20 protein-coding genes are annotated in these 26,524 nt (G+C 42.2%); 10 read left to right on the top strand and 10 right to left on the bottom strand.

The genetic code is table 11. From position 1 onward, the window contains the following. Positions 1–64: 64 nt before the first annotated feature. On the bottom strand, positions 65–1,069 hold the full coding sequence (locus AC6JAD_RS07085) for an AAA family ATPase (protein WP_461304593.1): 1,005 nt from the start codon (positions 1,067–1,069) through the stop codon (positions 65–67). A gap of 168 nt (positions 1,070–1,237) precedes the next feature. Between AC6JAD_RS07085 and AC6JAD_RS07080 the strand changes: the two genes are divergently transcribed. The 6 genes from AC6JAD_RS07080 to AC6JAD_RS07055 all read left to right on the top strand — a co-directional run bounded on the left by AC6JAD_RS07080 (position 1,238) and on the right by AC6JAD_RS07055 (position 7,158). After that, entirely contained in the window at positions 1,238–2,107 is an 870-nt protein-coding gene (locus tag AC6JAD_RS07080) for an aldo/keto reductase (RefSeq protein WP_461304592.1), read from the top strand. Positions 2,108–2,118: 11 nt separating this feature from the next. Continuing rightward, positions 2,119–2,883 (top strand): SDR family NAD(P)-dependent oxidoreductase, encoded by a 765-nt coding sequence (locus AC6JAD_RS07075; RefSeq protein ID WP_461304591.1) that lies wholly within the window; start codon positions 2,119–2,121, stop codon positions 2,881–2,883. A 15-nt stretch (positions 2,884–2,898) separates the two neighbouring features. Then, on the top strand, positions 2,899–4,035 hold the full coding sequence (locus AC6JAD_RS07070) for an ATP-binding protein (RefSeq protein ID WP_497866202.1): 1,137 nt from the start codon (positions 2,899–2,901) through the stop codon (positions 4,033–4,035). Between the two features lie 60 nt (positions 4,036–4,095). Continuing rightward, on the top strand, positions 4,096–5,229 hold the full coding sequence (locus AC6JAD_RS07065) for an SPFH domain-containing protein (RefSeq protein WP_461304589.1): 1,134 nt from the start codon (positions 4,096–4,098) through the stop codon (positions 5,227–5,229). A gap of 94 nt (positions 5,230–5,323) precedes the next feature. Continuing rightward, positions 5,324–6,436: a TFIIB-type zinc ribbon-containing protein gene (locus AC6JAD_RS07060; protein WP_461304588.1), complete on the top strand. Its 1,113-nt coding sequence runs from the start codon at positions 5,324–5,326 to the stop codon at positions 6,434–6,436. Beyond that, on the top strand, positions 6,433–7,158 hold the full coding sequence (locus AC6JAD_RS07055) for a metallophosphoesterase family protein (RefSeq protein ID WP_497866200.1): 726 nt from the start codon (positions 6,433–6,435) through the stop codon (positions 7,156–7,158). Before AC6JAD_RS07060 ends, AC6JAD_RS07055 begins: the two co-directional genes overlap by 4 nt. On the opposite strand, the gene AC6JAD_RS07050 is transcribed toward AC6JAD_RS07055, so the two are convergent. The 5 genes from AC6JAD_RS07050 to AC6JAD_RS07030 all read right to left on the bottom strand — a co-directional run bounded on the left by AC6JAD_RS07050 (position 7,155) and on the right by AC6JAD_RS07030 (position 11,086). Further along, a complete protein-coding gene (locus tag AC6JAD_RS07050) occupies positions 7,155–7,529 on the bottom strand; it encodes a hypothetical protein (RefSeq protein WP_461304586.1) in 375 nt (124 codons plus the stop codon). The two genes, AC6JAD_RS07055 and AC6JAD_RS07050, sit on opposite strands and share 4 nt — an antisense overlap. 214 nt (positions 7,530–7,743) lie before the next feature. Continuing rightward, positions 7,744–9,297 (bottom strand): L-piperidine-6-carboxylate dehydrogenase, encoded by a 1,554-nt coding sequence (gene amaB, locus AC6JAD_RS07045; protein WP_461304585.1) that lies wholly within the window; start codon positions 9,295–9,297, stop codon positions 7,744–7,746. 83 nt (positions 9,298–9,380) lie between these two features. Continuing rightward, on the bottom strand, positions 9,381–9,980 hold the full coding sequence (locus AC6JAD_RS07040; RefSeq protein WP_461304584.1) for a pyridoxine/pyridoxamine 5'-phosphate oxidase: 600 nt from the start codon (positions 9,978–9,980) through the stop codon (positions 9,381–9,383). Between the two features lie 3 nt (positions 9,981–9,983). After that, positions 9,984–10,517, bottom strand: coding sequence for a 3-hydroxyanthranilate 3,4-dioxygenase (locus tag AC6JAD_RS07035; RefSeq protein ID WP_461304583.1), 534 nt, complete (start codon positions 10,515–10,517; stop codon positions 9,984–9,986). Positions 10,518–10,582: 65 nt separating this feature from the next. Then, positions 10,583–11,086: a CAP domain-containing protein gene (locus AC6JAD_RS07030; protein ID WP_461304582.1), complete on the bottom strand. Its 504-nt coding sequence runs from the start codon at positions 11,084–11,086 to the stop codon at positions 10,583–10,585. A 199-nt stretch (positions 11,087–11,285) separates the two neighbouring features. On the opposite strand from AC6JAD_RS07030, the gene AC6JAD_RS07025 reads away from it, so the two are divergent. From AC6JAD_RS07025 to pbpC, 4 genes are all read left to right on the top strand, one after another. Next, complete coding sequence (locus AC6JAD_RS07025; RefSeq protein ID WP_461304581.1) at positions 11,286–12,362, top strand: isoaspartyl peptidase/L-asparaginase family protein; 1,077 nt, start codon at positions 11,286–11,288, stop codon at positions 12,360–12,362. Beyond that, positions 12,362–12,667 (top strand): antibiotic biosynthesis monooxygenase family protein, encoded by a 306-nt coding sequence (locus AC6JAD_RS07020; protein WP_461304580.1) that lies wholly within the window; start codon positions 12,362–12,364, stop codon positions 12,665–12,667. Before AC6JAD_RS07025 ends, AC6JAD_RS07020 begins: the two co-directional genes overlap by 1 nt. A gap of 252 nt (positions 12,668–12,919) precedes the next feature. Next, the gene (locus AC6JAD_RS07015) at positions 12,920–18,487 is read left to right on the top strand and encodes an alpha-2-macroglobulin family protein (protein WP_461304579.1); all 5,568 of its coding nucleotides are present in this window, start codon (positions 12,920–12,922) and stop codon (positions 18,485–18,487) included. A gap of 4 nt (positions 18,488–18,491) precedes the next feature. Further along, a complete protein-coding gene (gene pbpC / locus AC6JAD_RS07010) occupies positions 18,492–20,858 on the top strand; it encodes a penicillin-binding protein 1C (RefSeq protein ID WP_461304578.1) in 2,367 nt (788 codons plus the stop codon). Positions 20,859–20,860: 2 nt separating this feature from the next. Here pbpC and AC6JAD_RS07005 read toward each other — a convergent pair whose 3' ends face one another. From AC6JAD_RS07005 to AC6JAD_RS06990, 4 genes are read right to left on the bottom strand one after another with little or no spacing between them, the layout of a single operon-like run. Next, positions 20,861–21,721, bottom strand: coding sequence for a patatin-like phospholipase family protein (locus AC6JAD_RS07005; RefSeq protein ID WP_461304577.1), 861 nt, complete (start codon positions 21,719–21,721; stop codon positions 20,861–20,863). A gap of 10 nt (positions 21,722–21,731) precedes the next feature. Next, positions 21,732–23,153 carry a Dyp-type peroxidase gene (locus AC6JAD_RS07000; RefSeq protein WP_461304576.1) on the bottom strand — a complete coding sequence of 474 codons (1,422 nt, stop codon included), beginning with the start codon at positions 23,151–23,153 and terminating at the stop codon, positions 21,732–21,734. 12 nt (positions 23,154–23,165) lie between these two features. Then, positions 23,166–24,410, bottom strand: coding sequence for a hypothetical protein (locus tag AC6JAD_RS06995; protein WP_461304575.1), 1,245 nt, complete (start codon positions 24,408–24,410; stop codon positions 23,166–23,168). 11 nt (positions 24,411–24,421) lie between these two features. After that, the gene (locus AC6JAD_RS06990) at positions 24,422–26,524 is read right to left on the bottom strand and encodes a cytochrome P450 (RefSeq protein WP_461304574.1); all 2,103 of its coding nucleotides are present in this window, start codon (positions 26,522–26,524) and stop codon (positions 24,422–24,424) included.

Here is a 26,524-nt window from a genome sequence, read left to right as displayed (position 1 = left end):
ACAGCAGAAAGATTCAACACACAATAGCTCATTTGTAGTTGCATACTGAATACTGCATACTGATTTACGGTACTTCGATTACGTTTACGATCTTGTTTATGATATCTTCTGAAGTAATATTTTCGGCTTCCGCTTCATAAGTAACCCCAATACGGTGACGGAGTACATCATGAACTACGGCGCGGACATCTTCAGGTATGACATATCCTCTTCGTTTGATAAAAGCGTAGCATTTGGCCGCCGAAGCCAAATTGATACTTCCCCTTGGAGATGCTCCAAAACCAATGAGCCCTTTTAAATCATTAAGACCATAGTTCTCGGGAGTACGTGTAGCGAAAATGATGTCGAGAATATACTTCTCGATTTTCTCATCCATATACACCTCCCTAACTGCTTCTTGGGCTCTTTTAATCTGATCAATGGTTACCACAGGATTTACCTGTTCGAAACCTCCTTTCAGGTTTTGACGTATAATGAGTTGTTCCTCTTCCAATTTTGGATACTTAATAACCGTTTTTAGCATAAAACGGTCTACTTGTGCTTCTGGAAGTGGATAGGTCCCTTCTTGTTCAATTGGGTTCTGGGTAGCCATTACCAAAAATGGTTTTTCCAGTATGAAGGTGTCGTCCCCTATGGTGACTTGTTTTTCCTGCATGGCTTCCAGCAATGCAGATTGCACCTTGGCCGGAGCCCTGTTAATCTCATCTGCCAAAACAAAATTGGCAAAAATGGGTCCTTTCTTAATACTGAAATCATTGGCCTTCATGTTGTAGATCAATGTTCCCACCACATCGGCTGGCAAAAGGTCTGGAGTAAACTGAATACGGCTAAAAGATCCATGTACCGCTTTGGACAAGGTGTTGATTGCCAAAGTTTTTGCCAATCCGGGCACCCCTTCCAATAGGATGTGTCCTTGACCCAACAGACCGATGAGGAGTCGTTCTACCATGTGTTTCTGTCCAACAATCACTTTGTTCATTTCCAAAGTGAGGATATCCACAAAAGCACTTTCCTTTTCTATTTTCTCATTCAATGCACCTATATCTAGGGCAGTAGCTGCTTGTTCCATACGTATTTTAGTTCAATAATAGCATTCAAAAATTGAATGGGATGCAAATTCAAAATTTATGCTGAGAGTTGCTGTTAACAATTGGTTAAAACTTCTAGTAAATAAAAGGGCTAACGCACTTTTTACTAATTTCAAATTTTTAACTTTAAGACGCACTAAAAATAGACAATGGAACCAAAATTTTCAAGGATAATTCAAGGCTGTATGACCTGGGGTGTTTGGGGGAAGCAACTCTCTAAAAACGAGATGGTTTCGCTTTTGAAACATAGTGTAGAAGCTGGAATTACCACTTTCGATCACGCAGATATTTACGGCGATTATACCACTGAGGGCGAATTTGGAGCTGCTTTTGCAGAAAGTGGTGTTGCAAGGGATACTATAGAAATCATTTCAAAATGTGGGATTCAATATGTAGGCGACACCCGCGATAACGAAATCAAGCATTATCAGTACGATGCAGATTATATTATTTGGAGTGCAGAAAAATCCATCAATGACCTACAATGTGATTATCTGGACCTATTGCTATTACACCGCCCAAGCCCACTTATGGATAGGGATGAAATAAAGAAAGGGGTAGCTCATTTAATGGAAAAGGAACTAATACGCAGTTTTGGGGTCTCCAATTTTACGGTTTCCCAAATGCGCCTTATAGATAGTAGGGAGTTCATTTATGCCAATCAGATTGAATTCAGCCTTACTTCTAACCAAGCTATGTTCGATGGTACTTTAGACTTTATGCAATTAAATGCCATTACGCCCATGTGCTGGAGCCCCTTGGGTAAGCTCTTTAAGGAAGAAGATGACCAAACCAAGCGAATCCATTCCCTATTAGATGAATTAACAGAGAAGTACAGCGTCTCTAAGGACCAGTTATTATTAGCCTGGATTTTAAAACACCCTGCTGGCATTCATCCCGTAGTTGGAACCACTAGCAAGGAGCGCATCGTATTGGCAGCCGAAGCTTCCAAAATTGAATTAACCCAAGTGGATTGGTTTAAAATGTTAGTGGCCAGTCAAGGCCATAAAGTTCCTTAAATGTATCATTGATGAAAGAAAACAATCGCACTGCACTCATAACAGGCGCTACTTCCGGTATTGGAAAATCCACGGCAGAATTATTTGCAACACACGGAATACGGCTCATTCTATGTGGAAGGAGGCAAGACCGTTTGGAAGAATTGCAGAAGGAGCTTTCTAATAACACTGAGGTATGTACTTTGCAATTTGATGTGCGGAATCGGGAACATGTATTTGATGCACTAGCAAGCGTGCCTTCTGCTTTTTCGGAAATAGATATTCTCATAAATAACGCAGGTAACGCCCATGGTCTGGAGACTATACAAGATGGAAGTATGGACGACTGGGATGCTATGATGGATATTAATGTGAAAGGCCTTTTATATGTTTCCAAAGCCATATTACCCGGAATGCTACAGCGAGAAAAAGGGCATATTATCAACATAGGTTCTACAGCTGGGAAAGAAGTATACCCCAAGGGAAATGTCTACTGTGCTAGTAAACATGCCGTCGATGCCATTACCCAAGGAATGCGGTTGGATTTGAATGGAAAAGGCATAAAAGTTAGTGGAATCAACCCTGGATTGGTACAAACGGAATTTAGTGAAGTGCGATTTAAGGGAGATTCTGAGCGTGCAGAAAAAGTGTATCAAAATTACGATCCTCTTCTTCCAGAGGACATCGCAGACATAATTTGGTTCGCCATTACCAGACCTCCTCATGTAAACATTGCCGATCTAACGGTAATGTGTTTGGATCAGGCCAGCAGTACCATTGTAAACAAAAGACAGTAGCTTTCCCCCCAAAGAATGATCAACAAACGCTTACTTATTAAACAATTACTTGCTCATAATGATGAGAGTAGTTTTTATGACAAGAAGCGAAAGATCGATCTAGGCAGCAAGGAAGGAAAAGCTAAATTCCTAAAACACATTTGTGCTCTTAGCAATAGCAACCCTGCCAACAACAGCTATATTGTTATTGGTGTAGAAGATGAGGGCAATGAAATTAGGGGTGTAGACTTTTTTGACGATAGTAAAATACAGAATCTTGTAAATGCCTATTTGAATAACCCTCCCCTTATTTCATACGAAAATGTCATGTTCCCGCATTTACCCGATGACAAAGTAGTGGGATTGGTTACCATAAGGCCTACGGGAGAAATCACCTCCCTAAGAAAGAACATCTGGAAGTATTGGGGAGGCTCTATTTTCTTAAGGGATGGCAGTATCTCCATGCCTAAGGATTTCGATATCGAGATAAAGGATGTAAACTCACAGATTGTTAAATCCATAGAAAACCGAGCCAAGAACAACATTGAGCATACCTTAGACGGCGTCATCGATTTCATAAATGTTCGACATAGCGAACTTGAGTCCCACTACAAGGTTTTTAAGGAACAATTCGTGGTTTGCTGGGCTGGAAACATCAAACAGGTTAGGGGTGAGACGTACTACTCGCGGGTGGATATTGAATTGATCAATGAACAAGTGCGATTATTCTATTCTGCATTGGACGAAGTTAGCATTGCCTATAATGAAGGCTCCTTTTCAATTGTAGAATACGTTCACTTAGGCCTGAACGAAAACAATAAATACTATCCCTTGGAAGAAGTTACCATAACCTTCCATGAAAATGGCTTTTATAACATAGCGTCCGAGCTTATTTTTGAACCCCCACAATTTAATAAACGCACGTTATATCATATATACAATACCAATAATGCGCTTCTGGAAAAGTTGAAAAAAGGGGTTAGCCTACGTCCACAGGACAAAAAGGATCTTACACATCTTCCTGCTACCTACCTCATATGTTACCTAAACGATTTTCAGGATGCCAAAGAAAAATTGCTTGACGCCAAACCTTTTTTGAAACAAATGGGAGGAAATCTATACCAATCGTATAAGGAATCTGTGCGAATTCTTCGGAAAGTAAAGTATAGTTAACAATAGATTTCCATTTATTCCTTAATTTTAAGATTCAACTATTCATAAATACCAACATCTATGGGACTTTTTGACAAAATAAAAGAAAAACTAAGTCATGAATTTATCGATATCATTGAGTGGCTTGACTACACAGACGATACCATTTGCCACCGATTTGAACGCTATCAAAACGAAATAAAGAATGGGGCAAAACTAATTGTGCGGGAAGGACAAACCGCCGTTTTTGTGAATGAAGGGCAGTTGGCCGATGTGTTTACACCGGGAACGTATACTCTGGATACGCAAAACCTTCCCATCCTCGCCACACTTAAAGGATGGAAATATGGCTTCAATAGCCCATTCAAAGCCGAAGTTTACTTTGTAAACACCCACCTTTTCACTGATGAAAAATGGGGTACCAAAAACCCGATCACACTAAATGATGAACGTTTCGGATTGGTAGAAATTCGGGCTTTTGGAACCTACGCTTTCAAAATTAGTGATGCGGGTAAGTTCATTGTCGATATCGTAGGGACAGATAACAATTTCACGAATTTCGAAATCAATGAACACTTAAAAAGCCTCATTGCCACTCGATTCACCGATACCGTAGGAGAGGCCAACTTACCTATCGAATTATATGCAGCCAACACTTCTGAACTCAGTGAAACCTGCAAGGAAGTAATGCAGCCCGAATTCATGAGTGTGGGTATTTCCCTGGAGAAATTCTACATTGAGAATGTTTCCATGCCCGAAGACCTTAAAAAGGAAATCTTCGAATACAGTCGTATCGATAAATTGGATCTCGATAAATTGACCAAATTCAAAACCGCTAAGGCTATTGAAGCTGCTGCTGCCAATGAAGGAGGAACGGCAGGTGCTGGAATGGGAATGGGAATGGGCTTTGTGTTGGCCCAACAAATGGGAGGCATGATGAGTCCACAAATGGGAGGCGCTCAACCAGTGACAGCCACCCAACAAGCGGTACCCCCACCAATGCCAGTAGCCGTACAATATTTTTATGCCCACAACGGGCAACAAGCCGGTCCCGTCGGTTTTGAGCAACTTAGAACCCTATTTGCCAATCGCACCGTAAACAAGGATACCTTGGTTTGGAAACAGGGAATGACTGGATGGGCGGCATTAAAAGATGTGGAGGAACTCAAAGCCTTTTTGGGAGGAAGTACGCCTCCTCCATTACCTGGAGCATAAAAACCCCTTTTAGAGGAAAGGAATGACAGAATGATTTAGCACTAAGATTTGTCCTCCTTTCTTCCTATTGTTTTTCGTACGGTCTAAATAAAAAATGCAAGACGCACCCATTCAAAAATCAGAACTCAAGAAATCCTGCATCAATTGCGGGGCAGAATTGGTATATGCCCCTGGAACTACACAATTGGAGTGCGATTATTGTGGTCATACCCAAGAAATCGCCCCATCGGAAAGCGGTTTTGAGGAGTTGGAGCTAAAACCCTATTTGGAGGCTCTAGGCTCTCTATCGCATAGTGAGGCTATTTCCATGCTTGCATGCAAAAACTGTGGCGCCAATCAGCATGTGGAGGAGAATTATAAATCACTTCATTGTGTGTATTGTAGTTCTCCGCTCATTGTAGAGGATATGAAGAAGGAAGAATGGATATTACCAGGCGCTGTCTTACCTTTTCAGATAAACCAAGAACGTGCCCATCTTATTTTTAAACAATGGGTCAAAAAGTTATGGTGGGCTCCCAATAAACTGAAAAAAGCCTCACTCGATCCACAAAATACCAAAGGCCTATATGTTCCTTACTGGACCTTCGATGCCCAATTATTTGCCACTTACACAGGTCAACGGGGAGATTATTACTATGTAACGGTTCCCTATACCACCACTGTGAATGGCAAAACGGTAACGCGAACCCGACAGGAACGCAGAACACGATGGACTCCCGCAAGTGGAAATATTTCTGGTTTTATTGATGATACCTTAATTAAAGCCTCAAAGCAACGTTCGGGGGTTATCCCAATTAAAGTAGCACATTGGAATCTCAAGGCGTTGCTGCCTTTTGACAGTAGTTATCTCGCAGGTTTTGTGACCGAGAAATATACGATTCCACTTAAAGAAGGCCATCTAGAATCTAATAAGGAAGCCAATCGCATTGCAGATCGTTGGGTGCGAAGGGATATTGGTGGAGATACCCAACGCGTACATTCCATAAACATGAAATTAAGCGAGGAAACCTTTAAACATATTCTATTACCTGTGTTCGTTAGTGCCTATGTGTTTAAAGGAAAACGTTACAACTTCTTTGTAAATGGACAAACAGGTACACTTTCGGGTAAAAGACCATATTCCTTCTGGAAAATATTTTTATTCGTTCTTCTCATTGTCTCGATTCTTGCGATCTTAATTTTTGTGCTAAACGAACAACAGGGATGAGAACACTTGTAGTTGGGGACATACATGGTGGCCTTAGGGCATTGATCCAAGTTTTGGAAAAAATAAAGCCCAGTCCGGAGGATCAGTTTATTTTCCTGGGGGATTATGTGGATGGCTGGAGCGAAGCCGCAGAAACCGTTTCATTTCTCATTGAATTTTCAGAAAGGCACCCATGTGTTTTCATTAGGGGCAATCATGATTATCTCATGCATCGTTATCTAAGGCATGGCGACGAAAATCCCATGTGGTTAGCTAGTGGCGGCGCTGTTAGCAAGGAAAGTTATGATTCTCTTACTCAGAGTCAGAAAGCCGTTCATATGGACTTTTATGAGGGCTTGGTGAATTATCATTTAGATACTTCCGACCGTCTATTTGTACATGCCGGATTCACCAATGTGAACGGAATTAATCATGAATTCTTCAAGAACATGGTGTTTTGGGATCGGACCCTCTGGGAAATGGTTCGTGCGTTAGATACTCTAATTCCAAAAGATGATGTTCGCTACCCTAAACGACTCTCATTATATTCTGAAATTTATTTGGGTCATACCCCTACTACCAAAATGGGTGAAACGATTCCCTTAAACTTTGCCAATGTCTGGAATGTCGATACGGGAATAGCTTTCACTGGCCCCCTCACCATAATGGATGTGGATAGCAAGGAATACTGGCAAAGTGATCCTGCTTATACTTTATATCCCAATGAAAAAGGAAGGAATTAGGGAGTAAATGGTGAAACCAACACTTGACGTTCTTCTGTAATAACGTGGCAATCATCCGCTGTTTTTCCAACAACAATATCATTAAGTGTGGCCGGAGTATACGATTGTGAGGTAACTGAAATATCATAGGTTCCTTCACGCTCCGCAGCACCTAACCAAGCTCCTCCCTGAAAAACAAGATCCTCGGAGTAGCTACCATCGGTTGCCGTTACTGTAATATCACTACTAACAGGATTACCATTGGTATTATTCAATACTTCAATTCGCAAACCGAACACCAATACTTCGGTACATGCTTGAGTATCCCCACCATCATCACTATTACAGGACAAAATGGTTAGCATCAGAAAAAAAGACAGGAAACGCTTCATAGGTTTTTTTTGGCAAGTTACAAAAATGGGAATTGCCTATCAACCCTGTAGGTATTCTTTATAAACCGAAATTGGGATTGAGGCCATCCACCCACAAAAATCTTTCTTGGTTGGCGCTCCGTACGAAACTAAATCGGGTGCATCATTCCCCTAAAATGAAAAACCCGTTGAAAAGATTTCAACGGGTTTTATGATAAACTCAAATGAATTTTTATTAAAGATCGAACTTAATTCCCTGTGCTAGGGGTAATTCAGTAGTGTAATTAATAGTATTTGTTTGTCTGCGCATGTATACTTTCCATGCATCACTTCCAGACTCACGCCCTCCACCTGTTTCTTTTTCACCTCCAAAGGCACCTCCAATCTCCGCACCAGATGTTCCTATGTTTACATTGGCGATTCCACAGTCACTTCCTGCATGACTCAAAAAGCGTTCTGCTTCACGAAGGTTATTTGTCATTATAGCACTAGACAACCCTTGAGCCACTCCATTCTGAACATCGATAGCATTTACTACATCTCCTGAGTATTTCAACAAGTATAACACAGGGGCAAATGTTTCGTGCTGTACGATTTCAAAACTATTGTTAGCCTCGGCAATAGCAGGTTTTACATAACAACCGCTCTCATAGCCTTCCCCTTCCAATACACCACCTTCTACAATAATATTTCCGCCTTCGGCAACTACTTTTTCCAAAGCCTTATTGTACATGGCAACAGCATCGGTATCAATTAATGGCCCCACATGGTTATTTTCATCCAATGGATTTCCAATACGAAGCTGACCATAGGCATCTACCAAAGCTTTCTTCACCTGATCGTAGATACTTTCATGAATAATTAATCTTCGGGTTGAAGTACAGCGCTGACCAGCCGTTCCCACAGCACCAAATACAGCGCCAATAATGGTCATTTTTATATCCGCATCTGGGGTTACGATAATGGCGTTGTTTCCTCCTAATTCTAAAAGGGATTTTCCCAAACGCTCCCCTACTGTTTTGGCTACTATTTTACCCATTCGTGTAGATCCTGTAGCAGAAACCAAAGGAACCCGTTTGTCTTGGGTCATGAATTCCCCTACTTGGTAGTCCCCATTAATTAGACAGGAGATACCTTCTGGAAGGTTATTATCTGCAAACACCTTTGCCGCAATTTTCTGACAGGCAATTCCACAAAGAGGTGCTTTTTCACTTGGTTTCCAAACACACACATCGCCGCATATCCATGCCAAGGCCGTATTCCAAGACCAAACAGCAACTGGAAAGTTAAAGGCAGAAATAATTCCTACAATTCCAAGAGGATGGTACTGCTCATACATACGATGTCCTGGACGCTCACTGTGCATAGTAAGTCCGTGCAACTGACGGGAAAGCCCAACCGCAAAATCACAGATATCGATCATTTCCTGTACCTCTCCCAATCCTTCTTGGTAGGATTTCCCCATTTCATAAGAAACCAATTTCCCTAAAGGTTCTTTCAGGCGTCGCAATTCCTCTCCAAACTGTCGGACAATTTCCCCGCGTTGCGGAGCTGGCATTACCCTCCAGGTTTTGAATGCTTCGGAAGCACTTTTAATTACCTGTTCATATTCTTCTTTGGTGGTAGTCGTTACCTTACCTATTAGCGCTCCATCTACCGGAGAGTAGGAAGCAATTTCGTTCGTGCCTGGCATCCAGTTAGATCCAGTGGAAGTACCATGATTTGTTTCATTGATTCCCAATTCTTGAAGGGCTTCTTCAATACCGAAGGAAGTGGCTACGTTTGACATAGTTATCTCGATTTTTTTAATTCAAATTTGTGGATGCGAATGTACGGAATACAGCTTATAATTGGAAGTAATTACCTATGTTCTTAAGGTTGTAGTTTTAACGCCTTCCATCCGGTTTCATTTCGGGTAAAGCAAACGCGATTGTGAAAGCGGCTTTCTTTCAATTCTAAAAACTCGATGGAGTTTGGCAGTACTTGGAAGCCGCCCCAATAAGAAGGTCGCGGAATAGGATTGTCTTTATACTCATTTAGTTTTTCCGAATGCGCCTTTCTCAAGGTATCCTCATCATTCATAGGTTTACTCTGCCTGCTCACCAAACACAGCGCTTGTGCAGACTTATTCCGCTTACCAAACTGCTTGTCGCACTCTTCTTTGGATAACGCTGTGGCTGTACCACGAATTCGAATTTGCCGCTGTGAATGATCCCACCAAAAGGTAAGGGCCACCTGATTGTTTTCCAGAATTTCCAATCCTTTACTGGAATCGAAATATGTAGTAAAAATAAGGTGGGGAGCTTTTAATCCTTTTATTGAAACCGTCCGGGCATTTGGAAAACCATCCAAGCCAATGGTCGAAACCACACAAGCAGCAGCATACTTTAAAGGAGCTGATGCCATCTCATCATTATACCATGCCTCCAACACTTCAAAAGGATCGGAAACTTCTGTAGAGATATTGTTCATGTATTAACCCACAAAACGTTCATCTGCTTCCATTACAGTACCGCAATTGTTGCAGGTACGCAAGGCTTCACTTCCATAGAATTCCTTAAAGTGTCCAAGAAAATCCTTTTCAATATCGGTTAAGGGAAAATAAACATCATGCAGTTTGTGATTGCAATGGTCGCAAAACCATAACAAGCCGTCCATTCCCTCTAGGTCATCCCTTTTTCGCTCGATCACTAAACCAATGGACCCCGCACTTCTAACTGGGGAATGAGGTATTTTGGCAGGATGAAGGTACATATCGCCTGGACCCAATTCCATTTCCTTGCGCTCACCATCTTCTTGGATAATAACTTTGATGGTGCCTTCCAATTGATAAAACAGCTCTTCGGTCTCATTATAATGATAGTCTTTACGGGCATTGGGCCCAGCAACGATCATGACAATGTAATCATCGGCATCTACGTAGAGGTTTTTATTGCCAACGGGTGGTTTTAAAAGTTCACGATTTTCCTCTACCCATTGGGTGAGATTGAAAGGTTTTGCAATAGCCATAGCCGTATCTTTATGTGTTGCATAAAAATACGGCAAATGCTTTAAAAACTAAAAAACAACAAGAATTACTTTCTATAAAAAAGTTGGGTAAAGTAGTATTTACCGCGAGCGTTCTGCATGATGCCGAAGCCCGAATGTGTATAATTTCCTTCTAGGACGCTTTTATGGGATGGGCTATTGAGCCATGCAGTTACCAATGCTTCTGCAGAGTCATAGCCTGCGGCTACGTTTTCTCCTACAGAGACGGCACCTCTATCCTTTAAGGCCCTTGAACGATCGCCAAAATTGTCATGGTTGATTTGGGACGTCTCAATCATGTATTTGGTATGTTCCACAGCGTATGCCGAAGCATATTGTTGATCTCTAGCGATCGTTGAAAGACCCATAGATATTCTATGTTCATTAACAAGTGACAACACTTCGTTTGCCAATGTCCAATCGGTTTCCTGGGCTAGGTTAAGATCAATGCTGTAGTTGGCCTCTTGGACCTCTACATCTTCTTCTTTTGAGCATGAGGTAACCGTTAAAAACAGTACCGTAGCTAGTAGGCTAGTCTTTAGTAGATTCATTTTACGGGGGACATCAAATTTGGGGCTTGATGTGATTCAAATGTAGGAAAAAAATCGAAACAAAATGCATTTAAACGTTTTTTATGTGCATTTCATCGATGTTTTTAATAATATTTGCTTTAATTTCTTACAATAAAATTAACGCTCGCCCTCGGAAAACAGGGCGTTTTGCAGTATATTCGTATTCAAACGAAAAAAAATGAAAAAAATTAAAATTTTAACACTTTTAATCGGATTTTTTGTGCTTTTCAGCTGTAAAAATGCTGAAAATGATATAGTGAAGTCAGAAATTTCTGAAAATACTACTTCGGAAAATGTGGAAACTTATGGAATTGTGATACACGGTGGAGCGGGAACCATTCTTAAAAAGAACATGACGGATTCCTTGGAACAAGCCTATAAAGATAAATTGGAAGAAGCCATTAGGGCGGGTCATGAAATCCTGGAAAATGGAGGTGATGCCATGCAAGCCGTCACCAAAACCATTAATATAATGGAAGACTCCCCCTTATTCAATGCTGGTAAGGGTGCCGTATTCACCCATGAAGAAACCAACGAACTAGATGCTTCTGTTATGGATGGCAAAACTTTAAATGCGGGTGCAGTAGCAGGAGTTACCCATATTAAAAACCCTATCGACCTTGCCGTTGAGGTAATGAAAAATAGTGATCACGTAATGTTGGCGGGAAAAGGCGCAGAGGTTTTTGCGGAATCAAGGGGAATCGAATTGGTAGATCCCTCCTATTTCTATACGGAACGAAGGTTTAGATCCCTTCAGCGCATAAAAGATCGTGAGAAAACCGAACTGGACCACGACACGAAAGTCTCGTTCTCAGACCCTTTCATTAAGGATAGCAAGTTCGGAACCGTGGGTTGTGCGGCATTGGATAAAAACGGAAACCTGGCTGCCGGCACTTCTACAGGTGGAATGACGAATAAACGCTGGAACCGAATTGGAGATGCTCCAATCATTGGTGCTGGAACCTATGCAAACAATGCTACTTGCGCAGTTTCCTCAACAGGTTGGGGCGAATACTTCATTCGTGCCATGGTAGCTCATGATATTTCTGCCATGATGGAATACAAAGGGATTAGTCTTCAGGAAGCAGCTTCAGAAGTAATTCAGAAAAAAGTGCCTGCATTAGGTGGCGATGGTGGTATTGTTGCGATAGACAAGGATGGTAACGTCGCCATGGAATTCAATACCGCAGGAATGTACAGGGCACACATGAATGCAGCTGGAGAATTGATTGTTAAAATTTACAAGGACCAATAATGCCTAAACCACCATATTACGCCGTCATATTTACCAATGAACAAACCCAAGATACTGAAGGTTATTCGGAAATGGCAAATGCCATGGAGGAATTGGCAAAACAGCAACCGGGTTACATCGGCATTGAACACGCCAGGGACGGTATTGCCATTACCATAAGTTATTGGGAAACCCTTGAGGATATAAGTCGATGGAAACAAAACCTTGACCATCTTCACGCCCAGCATCTCGGCAGGGAACGTTGGTACCAATGGTATAAAACCAGGATTTGTAAGGTAGAAAGGGAATACGAATTCAGTAGGTAGTCCCTACTTGTTAAATAACTCACAAATCTAATTGGCCAGTATACCAAAGTTGTATTACTGTCCGTTATCCGACCAAATTCCCTCCTTACTTTAGATGAAAAATGAACTCGGACACCGAGACGATCCTTTTTAAGGTTCGGTTCCCTTTTCATATACCAAAGCGAAATCCCTCCTTCGCAAAAAGATTTATTGTATTTTTAATTTCGACGCCTTTATTGAAACCATTGTAGGCGTTTATCAAAGCCATCAATTATGAAGAAGTTCTTCCGCCTAATCGCCATTGTTGCCTTCGTATCCCTTTATGGATGTGGGGACAAAACCAAACCTTCCGAAACAGACAACTTGTTCAAGTTTAAAGAGTATATCGTTTCCAATACGTACGGAAATCGAAGCATTGGCGATGCCATTTCCATACAATTGCGACAACCTTTGGAGCAATTTGAAATGGACACGGAACTTTCTTCGGATTACTTAAAAATTAGTCCCAGCACTAAAGGAAAATTGTTAATCGAAAACGGGAGAACCCTTATTTTTCAACCCGATGGGTATTTAACCCCCGACACGGAATATTCGGTTTCGGTCCTACTTCATAAATTATATGAAGATATCCCGAAAGAGTTTCGCACGTATACTTTTGCTTTTAAAACCATAGCGCCAAATTTCAAGGTAGATCTAGGCAATCTACAATCGTACTCCAAGCAATGGCAATATCTCGACGGTCATATCGAGACCAGTGACCTTGTAACCATAGAGTCGGCAAAACAGCTGTTAACCGTCACACAAAACGATAAGGAACTTTCGATAAAATGGGAACAGGAAGAAGGTGCATCGAAGTTTTTCAATTTTACAATAGATAGTATCCAGCGTCAGATCGATGATTCGAACATTGAAATCAGTTGGAACGGTAAACCCATAAAGAGCGATTTCAAGGGAAACAATACGTTTGCCATTCCCGGACAGAATAATTTCAAGGTAGTAGACGTAAAAAGCGTAGCTGCTCCTAGTGCCTCCCTATCCATCAATTTCTCCGACCCTATACAACCTTCCCAAGATTTTTCTGGCTTGGTCATGGTAGAAAAAGCCGAAACCCTAAGATTCGAAGTAGATGGCAACACCTTGCATGTGTATCCTTCAAACAGTATTCGTGGAAATGTTCGGGTTACCCTTTTCAATGGTATAAAAAACACTGATAATTTTGGGTTGAAAAACGAATTTTCGGAATTGATCTCATTTGAGCAATTAAAGCCACAGATTCAGCTCATTTCCAAAGGGACCATCCTACCCAATGCCGAAAGCACTCCCATATATTTCAAAGCGGTAAACCTCTCAAAAGTAGACGTGCGAGTTGTGAAGGTGTTCGAAGATAATATGCTTCAATTCCTCCAATCAACCAATCTTAACAATTCCAGCATCTACAATATGAAAGCTGTAGGGCGGCGCATTGCCAAAAAAACCATTGATCTAGAAGATAAGAGTATTGGTAATGATGGCCTCTGGAAAGCTTATGGCATCAATCTTTCGGATTACTTTTCTGCCGATCCCGGCTCCTTATATCGTGTTGAATTGAGCTTCAAAAAAGAATATACCAGCTATAATTGCTCCGATGCCGGTCAAATGGAAAGTGAAGATAGCGACTATGAAGAAGACTATTATTATGAAGAGGAAGAGTCATATACAGCTGCAGATCCTGCTGAAGAAGATGAAATGGAAGAACGGTATTGGGATAACGAAACCTATTACTACCGCAGATATCCATACAACTGGAGACAGCGTGACAATCCATGTAATGAAGCCTATTACCATGAGGACCGCGTAGTAAGTACGAACGTGTTGGGTAGTGATCTTGGTATGATCGTAAAAAAGGGAAAGAACAAATCCTATCACTTCGCAGTGACTAACTTGCTCACCACGCAGCCGCAGCCAAATACCAAAATAAATCTCTACAACTATCAGCAGCAACTGTTGGGCACCGCTACTACGGACAATGAAGGGTTGGCCATTTTCGATAGCGACAAGAATATATCCTTTGCAGTGGCGAATAAAGGAGGAAATTATGCGTATGCAAAACTAGAAGATGGCAATGCGCTTTCTTTAAGTAAGTTCGATGTTTCAGGAAAGACCCTCCAAAAAGGATTGAAAGGATTTCTATACACTGAACGAGGGGTGCATCGCCCAGGGGATAGCATTCACCTAACTTTTGTCCTAAATGACAATGCCAATCCATTACCACAAGGACATCCGATAACTCTGGATGTTAAGGATGCTCGGGGAAAACTGGTGCATAGGGAAGTACAAAACCACGACGGGCGCAACGGTTTTTATTATTTCCCAATAGCCACAGAGGCTAATGCTCCTACCGGCAATTGGAATGCTCATGTAAAGGTAGGTGGCGCTAATTTTGCCAAGGGCCTCAAAGTAGCCACAATAAAACCAAATCGATTAAAACTGAAAATCGATTTCGAAGATGAAATTCTAGATGCCAGTAAAGAGGTGAAAGGTTCGGCACAAGCACTTTGGTTACATGGTGCTCCTGCACGGAATCTCAAAATTGAAATGGAAGCCACTTTGCGCACACAAAACTCGGCTTTCAAGCAATACGATCGTTATAATTTTAATGACCCCATTCGGACATTTGATGAAATTGAATTTCCCGTAATGACAACAACCTTGTCTGATGACGGAACCACTTCCTTTTCCGAAAAATTTGAAATTAGTGACAACGCTCCCGGAATGTTACAAGCTACCTTTCTAACAAAGGTATACGAAGGCGGCGGAGATTTTTCATTGGATGTGTTTACCAAAACCTTAGCTCCCTATTCACATTTTGTAGGGCTTCGCACTCCAGAACCAAAAAGATATGGTTCCTTCTATACGGATGAGGATAACGAATTCGATCTGGTAACCGTAAACGCCCAAGGTGATCCCATTGGAGGGCGGTCGTTAGAAGTCCAAGTATTCAAAATTGAATGGCGATGGTGGTGGAGCCGAGGATATGATAACCTCTCCCGTTACGAAAATGCACAGGTGCATCGCCCGGTTCAAAACTTTACGGTTACTACCAAGGGAGATGGTAAAACCTCTTTTAATGTTAACATTCCCGAAAAGGATGGAGGCCGTTACCTCATTCGTATTAAGGATAAAGTTTCGGGGCACGCAACTGGAAAGGTCGCATATTTTTATCGCAATTGGTGGAAACGCCCAAGCGATAGTGACTCCGAAAGCTCTAAAATGCTTGTTTTCTCTGCCGACAAGGAATCATATGAAGTCGGGGACAACGCAACTGTTACCTTCCCTTCTGGTGGTGAAGGAAGGGCATTGGTGAGCGTCGAAAATGGTACAGAGGTACTCTCCACAGAATGGGTAACCACCAAAAAAGGGGAAACTGAGGTAAAGGTTCCCATTACAAAAGAAATGGCGCCTAATGTCTTTATAAATATCTCCTTGTTGCAACCTCATGCACAAACACAAAATGACTTACCCATTCGTCTTTACGGGGTGGTTCCCGTCGAGGTGACGGATCCCAAGACCCTATTGGAACCCGAACTGGACATGCCCGATGTCCTGAAGCCAGAAGAAGATTATATCGTCAGGGTTTCTGAAAAAAACAATCAGGACATGACCTATACATTAGCGGTTGTAGATGAAGGCCTTCTGGATTTGACCCGATTCCCTACGCCCAAAATTCACGAAGCTTTTTATACTCGTGAAGCACTTGGAGTAAAGACTTTTGATGTTTTTGATGATATAATAGGTGCCTATTCCGGAAGCGTAAATAATATTTATGCTATTGGTGGTGGCGGAGATGCCGCAGGTGCAAAAAACCGGAAAGCAGATCGTTTTAAACCAGTGGTCCGATATATCGGTCCGTTTAGATTAAAATCGGGAGGCACTGCCGAACACACCTTAACAATGCCAAATTATATTGGATCGGTGCGTACCATGGTAATTGCTGGAGATAACAAAAATGGAGCTTATGGAAAAGTAGATAAAACCACCCCTGTGCGGAAGCCATTAATGGTATTAGCTTCATTACCTCGAAAGTTATCACCTGGGGAAAAGGTAACCCTCCCCGTAACGGTTTTTGCAATGGAGAAAAAGGTGAAAAACGCTCAAATTTCAGTGAAGACAGGTGACGCCCTAAAGCCCATAGGGGCCTCTTCCAAACAAATCTCATTCCAGGGCATTGGTGAGCAAATTGTGAATTTCGATTTCGAAGTTTTACCCGCAACCGAATTCCAGACTATAGAAATAGTGGCTTCAGGAAGTGGCGAAACAGCCAGTTATAAAGTGGAAATAGATGTGGAAAACCCGAATCCTATTTCGCACAAAACAACCCAACAAGAAATTGAGGCTAATGCCACCTCAACAATATCGTTCAAGACCTATGGAGTGCCAGGATCTAATGGTGCCTCCATTGAATTCTCCACCCTCCCTCCTATGAATTTCGATAGACGAATGGAGTATTTAATCCAATACCCACACGGTTGTATAGAGCAGACAACCTCGGGCGCATTGCCCCAGTTGCTATTGGATGAAGTGTTCGATATCACCTTCGATAAGAAAAAGGAGATAGAAGAGAATGTGAAGGCTGCCATCCGTAGGCTTTCCAACTTCCAAGTGGCAGGAGGTGGACTTTCCTATTGGCCAGGGGAACGGGAAGCGGATGATTGGGGAACCAGTTATGCAGGACATTTTATGTTAGAAGCCAAGCAAAAAGGATACGTATTGCCCATTACTTTTTTAAGTAATTGGTTGTCCTATCAAAAAAGTGCTGCACGGCAGTGGCGAAGTTCTTCAACACGATACAATTCGAGCCTCTCACAAGCATACCGTTTATATACCTTAGCACTAGCCGGGCAACCCGAGTTGGCCGCAATGAACAGATTACGGGAGTCCGGTAATTTAAGCAACGATGCGAAATGGCGATTGGCAGCCGCCTATGCATTGGCAGGTAAAAAGAATGTAGCCGAAGAGCTTTCAAAAACGGCCAACATTAGTTTTGTGCCAAACCGATACGATTATCATACCTATGGCTCTCCTTTCAGGAATAAGGCCATGGCGCTGGAAACATTGGTTCTTCTTGGAGATGCAAAACAACGGGACATGGCTGTTTCGGTGGCAAAAGAGCTATCCTCGAGCAAGTGGTACAGTACACAATCTACTGCCTATGCGTTAGTAGCCATGGCGAAAATGGTTCAGAAAAATGGAGGAAAAGCACTGGAGGTTTCCTTTACGCAGAATGGCAAAACTGTGGAAGTTCAAAGTGATCGTGCCATAGCCCAGCGGGATTTAGACATAAGCATGGGGGACAATACCATTACAGTAAGCAATAAAAAAGGTAACGTGATTTATGCAACCATTACCCAAAAAGGGAAATTACCATTAGGGGACGAATTGGCGGAACGCAAGAATTTCTCCATTAATGCATCGTACAAAGACAAAGAAGGAAACCCCTTAAACATAAAAACCCTTAGACAGGGAACCGAGATCATGGCCAAGGTAGCGATTACCAATACTTCGAATGACTTTGTCGACAATATTGCTTTGACCAAGATTTTCCCAAGTGGATGGGAAATCGTAAACACTAGTTTTACCGAATTGGGTGGTGGAGCTTCAGGATCGGCTCGTTATACAGATATTAGGGATGATCGTGTGAATTTCTATTTTGACCTGGGATCTGGAAAGACCAAAACATTTACTGTAAAGTTAAATGCTTCCTATTTAGGAACTTATTATTTGCCCGGAACACAGGTTGAAGCCATGTATGACAACAATTATTACGCACGAAACCAAGGTATTTGGGTAACCGTGGAAAAATAAACTTATGAAAGTTATAGGCACATATATCGTTCATAAAATGAAACGGCATAAAATCAAGATCGGTTTTATGGGTGTGCTTATGATTATTTGGTTGTTCTGTTTGCCAAAGCCGTTATTCAAAAATCCCACCTCTACTGTTATAGAAAGCAGGGAAGGTGCCTTGTTGGGTGCACGAATTGCGGATGATGGACAATGGCGATTTCCAGCTATGGATAGTATCCCCTTCCGGTTTGAGCAATGTATTCTTCACTTTGAAGATGAGTATTTCTATAAACATCCCGGGTTCAATCCGGTCTCCATGGCCAAAGCACTATGGCAAAATATGACCACAGAAACCCGCAGGGGTGGCAGCACCCTAACCCAACAGGTCATTCGGTTGGCCCGTAAAAACAAGAAAAGGAGTTATTTCGAAAAAGGTATAGAGTTATTTATGGCAACTCGACTGGAAGCGGGATACTCGAAGGAAGAAATACTGAATTTCTATGCTTCATACGCTCCCTTTGGGGGCAATGTAGTTGGACTTGAAACGGCTTCATGGCGTTATTTCGGAATTCCCTCCAGTGAATTGAGTTGGGGGCAAAGTGCGTCACTAGCGGTACTGCCCAATGCCCCCTCGCTCATCTTCCCCGGAAAGAACGAGCAACTCCTCCTTAACAAAAGAAATCGGTTATTGTTGAAACTTCATGAAAAAGGTATTATCGATGCGACCACCTATGAACTGGCATTAGAAGAGGCATTACCAGGAAAGCCCATGCCGTTACCTCAATTGGCCCCGCACCTATCTGAAAAAATTAGAAGTGACTTCCCTGGAGAACGAATTAGTACAACTGTCCTATTAGATGTTCAACAAAAGGTCAATAGAATAAGTGCCGCACACCATTACGGGTTGAAACAAAACGAAATCCACAATCTCGCCATACTCATTTTAGATGTGAATACCCGTGAGGTCTTGGCGTATGTGGGCAACGCTCCCACAACCGAAGACAACAACAACTTTGTAGATATTATTGACAAGCCAAGAAGTACAGGAAGCATCCTAAAGCCATTCCTTTATGCTGCAGCATTAGAAGGAGGGGAACTACTCCCAAAAACCCTGGTTACGGACGTGCCAACGACTGTTAATGGATACAGCCCAAAGAATTTCAACGGACGATTCGATGGTGCAGTTCCGGCAGACGAAGCCTTGTCCCGCTCCCTTAATATCCCTGCGGTTAGAACCCTTCAACAATATGGGCTAGAACGTTTTTACCAACGGCTTCAGGAACTGAATTTCAAACAGATTAACAAACCAGCACACTACTATGGACTTTCATTGATACTGGGAGGTGCCGAAAGTTCCCTCTGGGAGATAACCCAAGCTTATGCCGGGATGGCTTCAAGCCTTAACCATTTCAACAACTCTTCCAGCGAGTATCGCACCCATGAGTTTATGGCTCCCAACTTGGTAAAGGATACACCTGTATATTTTGGGGAAGTACAGTTTGACCACTCTGTTTTTGATGCCGGTAGTATTTATAAAACCTTCGAAGCCTTGCAGGGTGTAAATCGTCCTGAAGGGGAGGAAAACTGGCAGCATTTTACCAATTCCCAATCTATTGCGTGGAAAACAGGAACAAGTTTCGGATATAAGGATGCCTGGGCCGTAGGTGTTACTCCAAAGTATGCTGTTGGAGTATGGGTTGGTAATGCTGATGGGGAAGGAAGACCAGGCCTTACAGGAATTCAGGCAGCGGCTCCTTTGTTATTCGATGTATTCGATGTGTTGCCGAAAAGCGAGTCCTTTGCGATCCCATACGATGCATTGCAAGAAGCAAAAATCTGTCGGAAGAGCGGTCATTTGGCTGGCGTATTTTGCGATGAAACCCATATAGAATTCGTTCCTGAAAAAGGGCTAAGGACCAATCCATGTGCCTATCACAAACAGATATTTGTAGATACTTCTGAGCACTATCAGGTGAATTCTTCCTGCTATGATTTAACCGAAATGAAGCAAAAGCAATGGTTTAGTCTCGATCCTGTTCAAGAGTACTATTATGCCAATGCACATCCAGATTATCGTCCGCTACCACCTTTTAAATCAGATTGTCTTCGGGATGGGCAAAAAGTGATGGAATTCATTTTTCCCAAGCCTAACGAAACGATTTTACTGGCTAAGGATTTCGACACTCAACTAAATGAGATTGTACTGCAATTGGCGCACCGCTCTCCAGAAACACAGGTATACTGGTATTTGGACGACACCTTTTTAGGAACCACGCAGACCTTTCACGAATGGGCCTTTACCCCATTACCGGGAGAATATATATTGACCGCTGTAGATGCAGAAGGCAATGAAGTAAAACAACGGATTGTGATCGCTAGGGCTTCTTAAGGTCATGTATTCTGACTAGCTTGAAGATACGCCAAAGTAGCCTCCTTCCCAGAATTGAAAAGTTTGGTTTTTTGGGCATCGTCTATACTAAAGTTCGTAGCAGAAATACCGAAGTCATCGATTAAAATTGAAACTTTCATTTCTTCTTCGCTGGCCTCAAAATCTATCTCTTGGGCTTTCAGCAAGGTTTGGAAAAGGGACTCCACATACTTTAGGAGGTGGTCATACTCCAAATCGGAACCACTCAAATTATGCTTGTCGTGCAGGAAAAAACCCAACGTAGTATCCAATTCGAAAGCATTGATAGGATAATTGTACAACACCCCGCCATCTACATAAATGTGACTATTCGGTGCCCCTCCGGGAAATTGCCAAGCAGCAAAGAATAATGGAATAGACATAGAGGCCCGTACACTTTCAGTTAACTTTACTTCTGGAGTTATTTCGGCCGAAAATTCTTGGGCAAGTTGTGTGTTGAGATTGGTTGCGAATACTTTCAATTCTTTAAAACCTTGAGACTTCATCTCGCCGTACGTAATGTCCTTATTTGCTTTTTGGGCTACGATTCCTTCAATCCAATTCAATAAAAAATCCCCTTTGTACAATCCATACTTGGTAGACACGCGAAGTGGATTCCAGTGGTCTTCAAAATCTTTGAAATTGGTATCGTTTACCACTTTTTTTATCTCTGCAGAAGTATACCCAAGTGCTACCATTAAGGCCACCACCGAACCAGCAGAAGTCCCTGCCGACCGCTGTACATTTTGCAGAATATTTTGCTCTTCCAACACTTCAACGGCACCAGCATAGGCCATCCCCAATACGCCTCCTCCTTTAAAAACTACACTTTCTATGGGTCTCATTTGTCTTTTATTATAAAGTGGTTAAATAGTTGATCACCGAAATGGAGGGAAAGAAAAAATACTCTCCTCCTTTTATGGTAACAAATCGCTTCCAGTGATCTATATATTGATTTACGGGTTCGGCTTGTATGGTAAACCCGCTGTGCCCTGCTTTCGGATTCTTTTCATTGGGAACCCCAATAATAACGTCTATATCGTTATGCAAATGCCGCATTTGGTTATTGTTGGCCCAGGCATGTTGAATGAATTCGAATTGCAATTCAATATTTGCGTTAAAGCATATAAAGTGCAATCCTATTTCCCCTTTATCCGAACCATTTTCCGGTGGTAGTTCATACGTCCTTCCCCTTCTTATAATCCTATGGCGACGTGTCACTTTTAAGGATTGCTTCTTATCATACCAACGAAATGCGTCTCTAGGGTTGTTCCTTCGTAGATGAGAGCCGTAGGGGCAACGAAGTCCATCTGGGTCTTTGTCTGCATACCCGAAATCATCGTTCTCTAAGTCCCCTCCAGGATCCTTATCTGGGAAATTGACCAAAGATGCCCCACTCGGCCAACGGCCAACGCATTTAGCTGCCAATTTAATTTTGGCTTCCTCATTGGGTGATCCATCTGGATTTCGGGAGTTTTCTTCCATATATTTCCAGAATTCATCCACATGTTGTTCCATTTGACGGAATACCATAAAGGTTCCGTTATGACCTAAGTCTTTTTTGCCGGTTCCAGCGGCATCGTCTTTCAGCAAAGAGGTATTCCCTTCTTCTTTCTTTAGTAATGGGGAAAAAGGAAATTGATTATGCTCATTTTTATACCCCAATAGAAATTCCCCAGTTTCAATAATGTCGTTTTCTGGACCGGGCCTGCCCGACCCCTTAATAACAGGTTGTGATATTCCGTCATGAAACCCAAAGGCTTCTTTATTATCTGGACGCAAATACCCTTTCATTCCCCTTATAATGCTGAGACCACCATTCTTTTGGAGACGCTCCTTTTCCTCACTTAGAAAAGCCTCCATGTCTTCTTTGTCCTTGGCGTGGAATATTACCAAGATATCAAAGCCTTTTTGGTTTGCTCCCCAGCGCCAATTTTTAGGGTCATTTTCACCCCAATCCCCCAATATCCTATTACGGTCTTCAGTAGAGATCCCTTCGCGAAAAGGAACCGGGAAAGCCTCCACGTTTTCCTGACTCATTCCCAAGGCTGCCAACCCTTCGGCGGTAAAGGCAAGATGTATGGTTTTTTCTGAATGATCGGAAATATCGGCAGAATCTATTAAAGGAAGTACTTCCTTTATCCAATCCTTTGCTTTGCTTGCATCATCTACTTTTAGCAAATAATAAGCCGTTTCGTATAACTTACCATAACCCCGGGTAACCATCCCCTGAACGTCTTTTAAATCTATTGTCTTTGGATTGTCAATAATTGCCATTTCTAAGTGTCTTTAAATTCTACGAAGCATTTGTTTGATTTGGGTGTCGGATAATTCTCCGGAATTGAACAGTTCCGTCCTAAGTTTGGAACGATCTACAATCTGCTGCAATCCGTACCAAGGATATGCAGAATACCATATGGGTGTAGGTACTTGTGTTAATCGGCCCCAGCCCATGAATTCGGCTATTCTGTATGATCCCCTGCCAAGGGTAAAAAAGGTTCTTGGATATCCCTTAGCGGCTCCATAAATAGTATTCAGGCCCCAGCCATTATTATCCACAAAGTCTCCTAGGTATTCGTCGAAACTCCCATCGAAATTACTGAAGAACACAAAACGTTTCCCCTTGTCAATGATTACCCAACGGGCAAAGTGTATCGTAGGCGTTCCCATAAGTTGTCCGTTGATAAATATGTGTCTTGCACCAAAGCTTGTGGCCCATAAAAAGAACTTAAGTCCTAGTTTTCGAAGACCCCCTTTCAGTTCAAATACCTGAGACAGTTGATTTTGATAAATAATATCCTCTTGTTTCCTTAATTCCGATAAATGTTCCAGTGGAATTTCACTTTGGGTTTTCCCGAAAGGCTTTGCACGTAATTCATAGAAAAAATGAATCAAAATCATGTATAGTAGTAATATCGGGAGGAGCAGTAATAATAACAGTACCAAAAACACCAAGGCCGGAATATTAACCTTGGGCAAGTGATAACGTTCCCGAGCCCAATCCCATTGGGAATCGTTTGCTAGAAATCCTTTAATGGCCGAATATGCTTCTTTAGAAGATTTCCAGCCTTTGCCCTTCTCTTTTACAAACCCCCTAACGGCATCATACAACGCAGCTTCCCAATGTATTTGCTGTACACTTCGGTTCGGGGCTCCTGTATAAAAACCCTGTGTAGGAATAGTATGTTTTTTTAGATACGCCAAACGATTCTCCGAACTGGAATCGCCGGAATCAGGGTAGCCCTGACAATGCATAAGTATCTTATCCAGGTCTTCCCCCAAATGGTCCGTCAAATCTTTTAGGTGTTGCTGCTGGTCGCCATCTATATTGGAAGCATATACCAAACTAGCTTCAATCCGTTTCGTTGCAGGAACCACAATCCACCGTGCAAAATGAACAGTAGGTATCTTTTTGAAAGAAAAAAACGTTTGTTCCATGGCCGGGTTTCCGCCGCTATTCAATAGTTGGGTCACCGCTTCTACCTTATCCGGTTTTAAGGGAATCTGAAGTGAAACCGCATTTTGCTTTGTCATCCTATATTTGGTTAGTTATTAGTGTCTTTTTTTGTAAAGGTTACCACATAGTTGTTCGGGAAAGGCCCCATGGTCAACCCTGAGCCCCTACCCAAGGCTCCCTTGGACAATGCCACATTTTCTAGGCGCAATACAGCAGCAACCAATTCGGGAATTGTCACACTATTAATGTACTTTCCATAGCATTCGTGCAATGCAAATCCCCAATTCATATATCGGGCATCACGTTTAGGGTTGAATTTTTTAGGCTCAGGAAAAGTGACAGGATCGAACATAGCCCCAGAGGTTAGCGCCATAACTTTTCGGTTCCCTTTAATGGTGTACGTCTTCTTACCAGCCCCCTTTAAAATTTGTTTGGTCTCACTAAATCGTAGTACCCCAGGTTGCACTGGATTAAAACGCAAAGCCTCATATACATACCCCTTTACCGTATCCATGTCGTACGCCTTTGCTGCTTCAATTGCACCCTTTAGTTCATTAGGCCTTTTAAACAATTCCTGCAACGCATAGATTACTGCTTTGCTAGTGGTTTCCTGTATACCTGTTAGCAATCCCCCAATATTTCGGCGAATCGTATCATCGTCCACCCAATTATATTCTAGTTGTTGCTGCATTTTTATGAGGCGACTTAATAAGTTATCTTCGATTTCCTCTCCCTTGGCCAACGCCAGTTTTCTTTCTGAAATAAGCGCTCTCACCCAAGCTGTTCTCTCCTTTCCAGACTGTACGGCAGCATGATGTTTTTCAGGGTTATTGGTAAAATTGAGGAACAAGTCGAAAAACATGGTTCGCTGCCAGCGTTTCATCTGCGAATTAACTGGGGCAGGCACCCCAAAATAATATCCCAAAAGTCCCAAAAGCACATTATAGTTTAGCGTTTGCACCACATCAAGTTTTCCATACGGTTGCATGCGTTCGCAAATGGCATCTGCGTGTTCCCGAACATATTTTCGAATCATGTCCAGATCATCCTTATGTGTCGCAGCCCGAACATAATTTCGTTCCCGATCAAATTGAGGATTGTTACGGTCCATTCCCAAAAAGAAGGTTCCTTTTTGATCCGCCATTTTCTTGGCATTGATTTCCTTGATGGTAAAATCCAAATCACGTTTCAAAACCTCAACAACCAAATCGTGCCGACTTACGGCAGCAATTTTAGCGATTCCGATTCTCAATACCGGAAAACGCTTTTGAAGAAAATAAAACACCTTGCCCTGATTGCTTGTGAGTTTTATGAGTAATTTTTTCAATCCTCGCTTAAAAGCACTGGGATAGGCTGGGGGTGTTCCCAAATCTAGATTAATAGGCCGATCTTCCTGATACAAATGCAATACAAATTGTCCCGCTGAAGTAGCCCTAAGCTTCATGATTTCTTCTCGTAGTTCTTCAGATATCTCATTAAATTTGGGTAAGGTCCCACCAAACTCCACTGGAAGGAGCACTGGGGCGGCTACCGAGGCAAAAGCAATATCTGCCGCAGTGATAGTATCGCCTGTTAAATATCTTCTGCCGTCTTTAAGAAGGCCCTCGACTTGGGTAAATATTTTTTGAATTTCAACAAGATAAACCACCGAGTCATCCGCTCCCAATTCAAATTGCTGGAATAGTTTTTTCTTCAGGGAGCCATACTCCATTTTCCACTTCGAACTTTCCTTGGCAGATACGTTTTTGGTCATTAAACTAAGCGCATTCTTCTTTGAAGGAAATAATTCGGAATAGAAATATTGTAAAACAACTTTCTGAAGGGTTCCCGTGAACAACGCAAATAATTCCTCTACTTTCTCTTGACGCTCACCTCCTTGTGTGGGAAACAATTTTTGCACCTCGTCCGTTTCCAAATCGTAATGCCTTATGATACTTTCGGCTGTGTAAAGAGTGACGTCGGTCATTGAAAGTACCGGACGGTCCAACATAGCTGTATCCTTTGTAATCTTGCTTAAAGCTTCCACCGAAAGTTGCGGACTTACATTCTTTTCATTCCTTAGGATTTGGTGCATGTCCATCACCCATCGAGTTATTTCCCCTTCACCGTTTAGGCTGTTGCAAGCCAAGGTGGGTACTCTTCGATCATAATAATAGTTGGTCACAAATTTTGGTTGGGATCGATTTTTCAT

It is taken from the genome of Aureisphaera sp. (assembly GCF_059726885.1).
The sequence above is the reverse complement of the archived record's forward strand: the minus strand, read 5'-3'. Positions and strand labels throughout refer to the sequence as shown.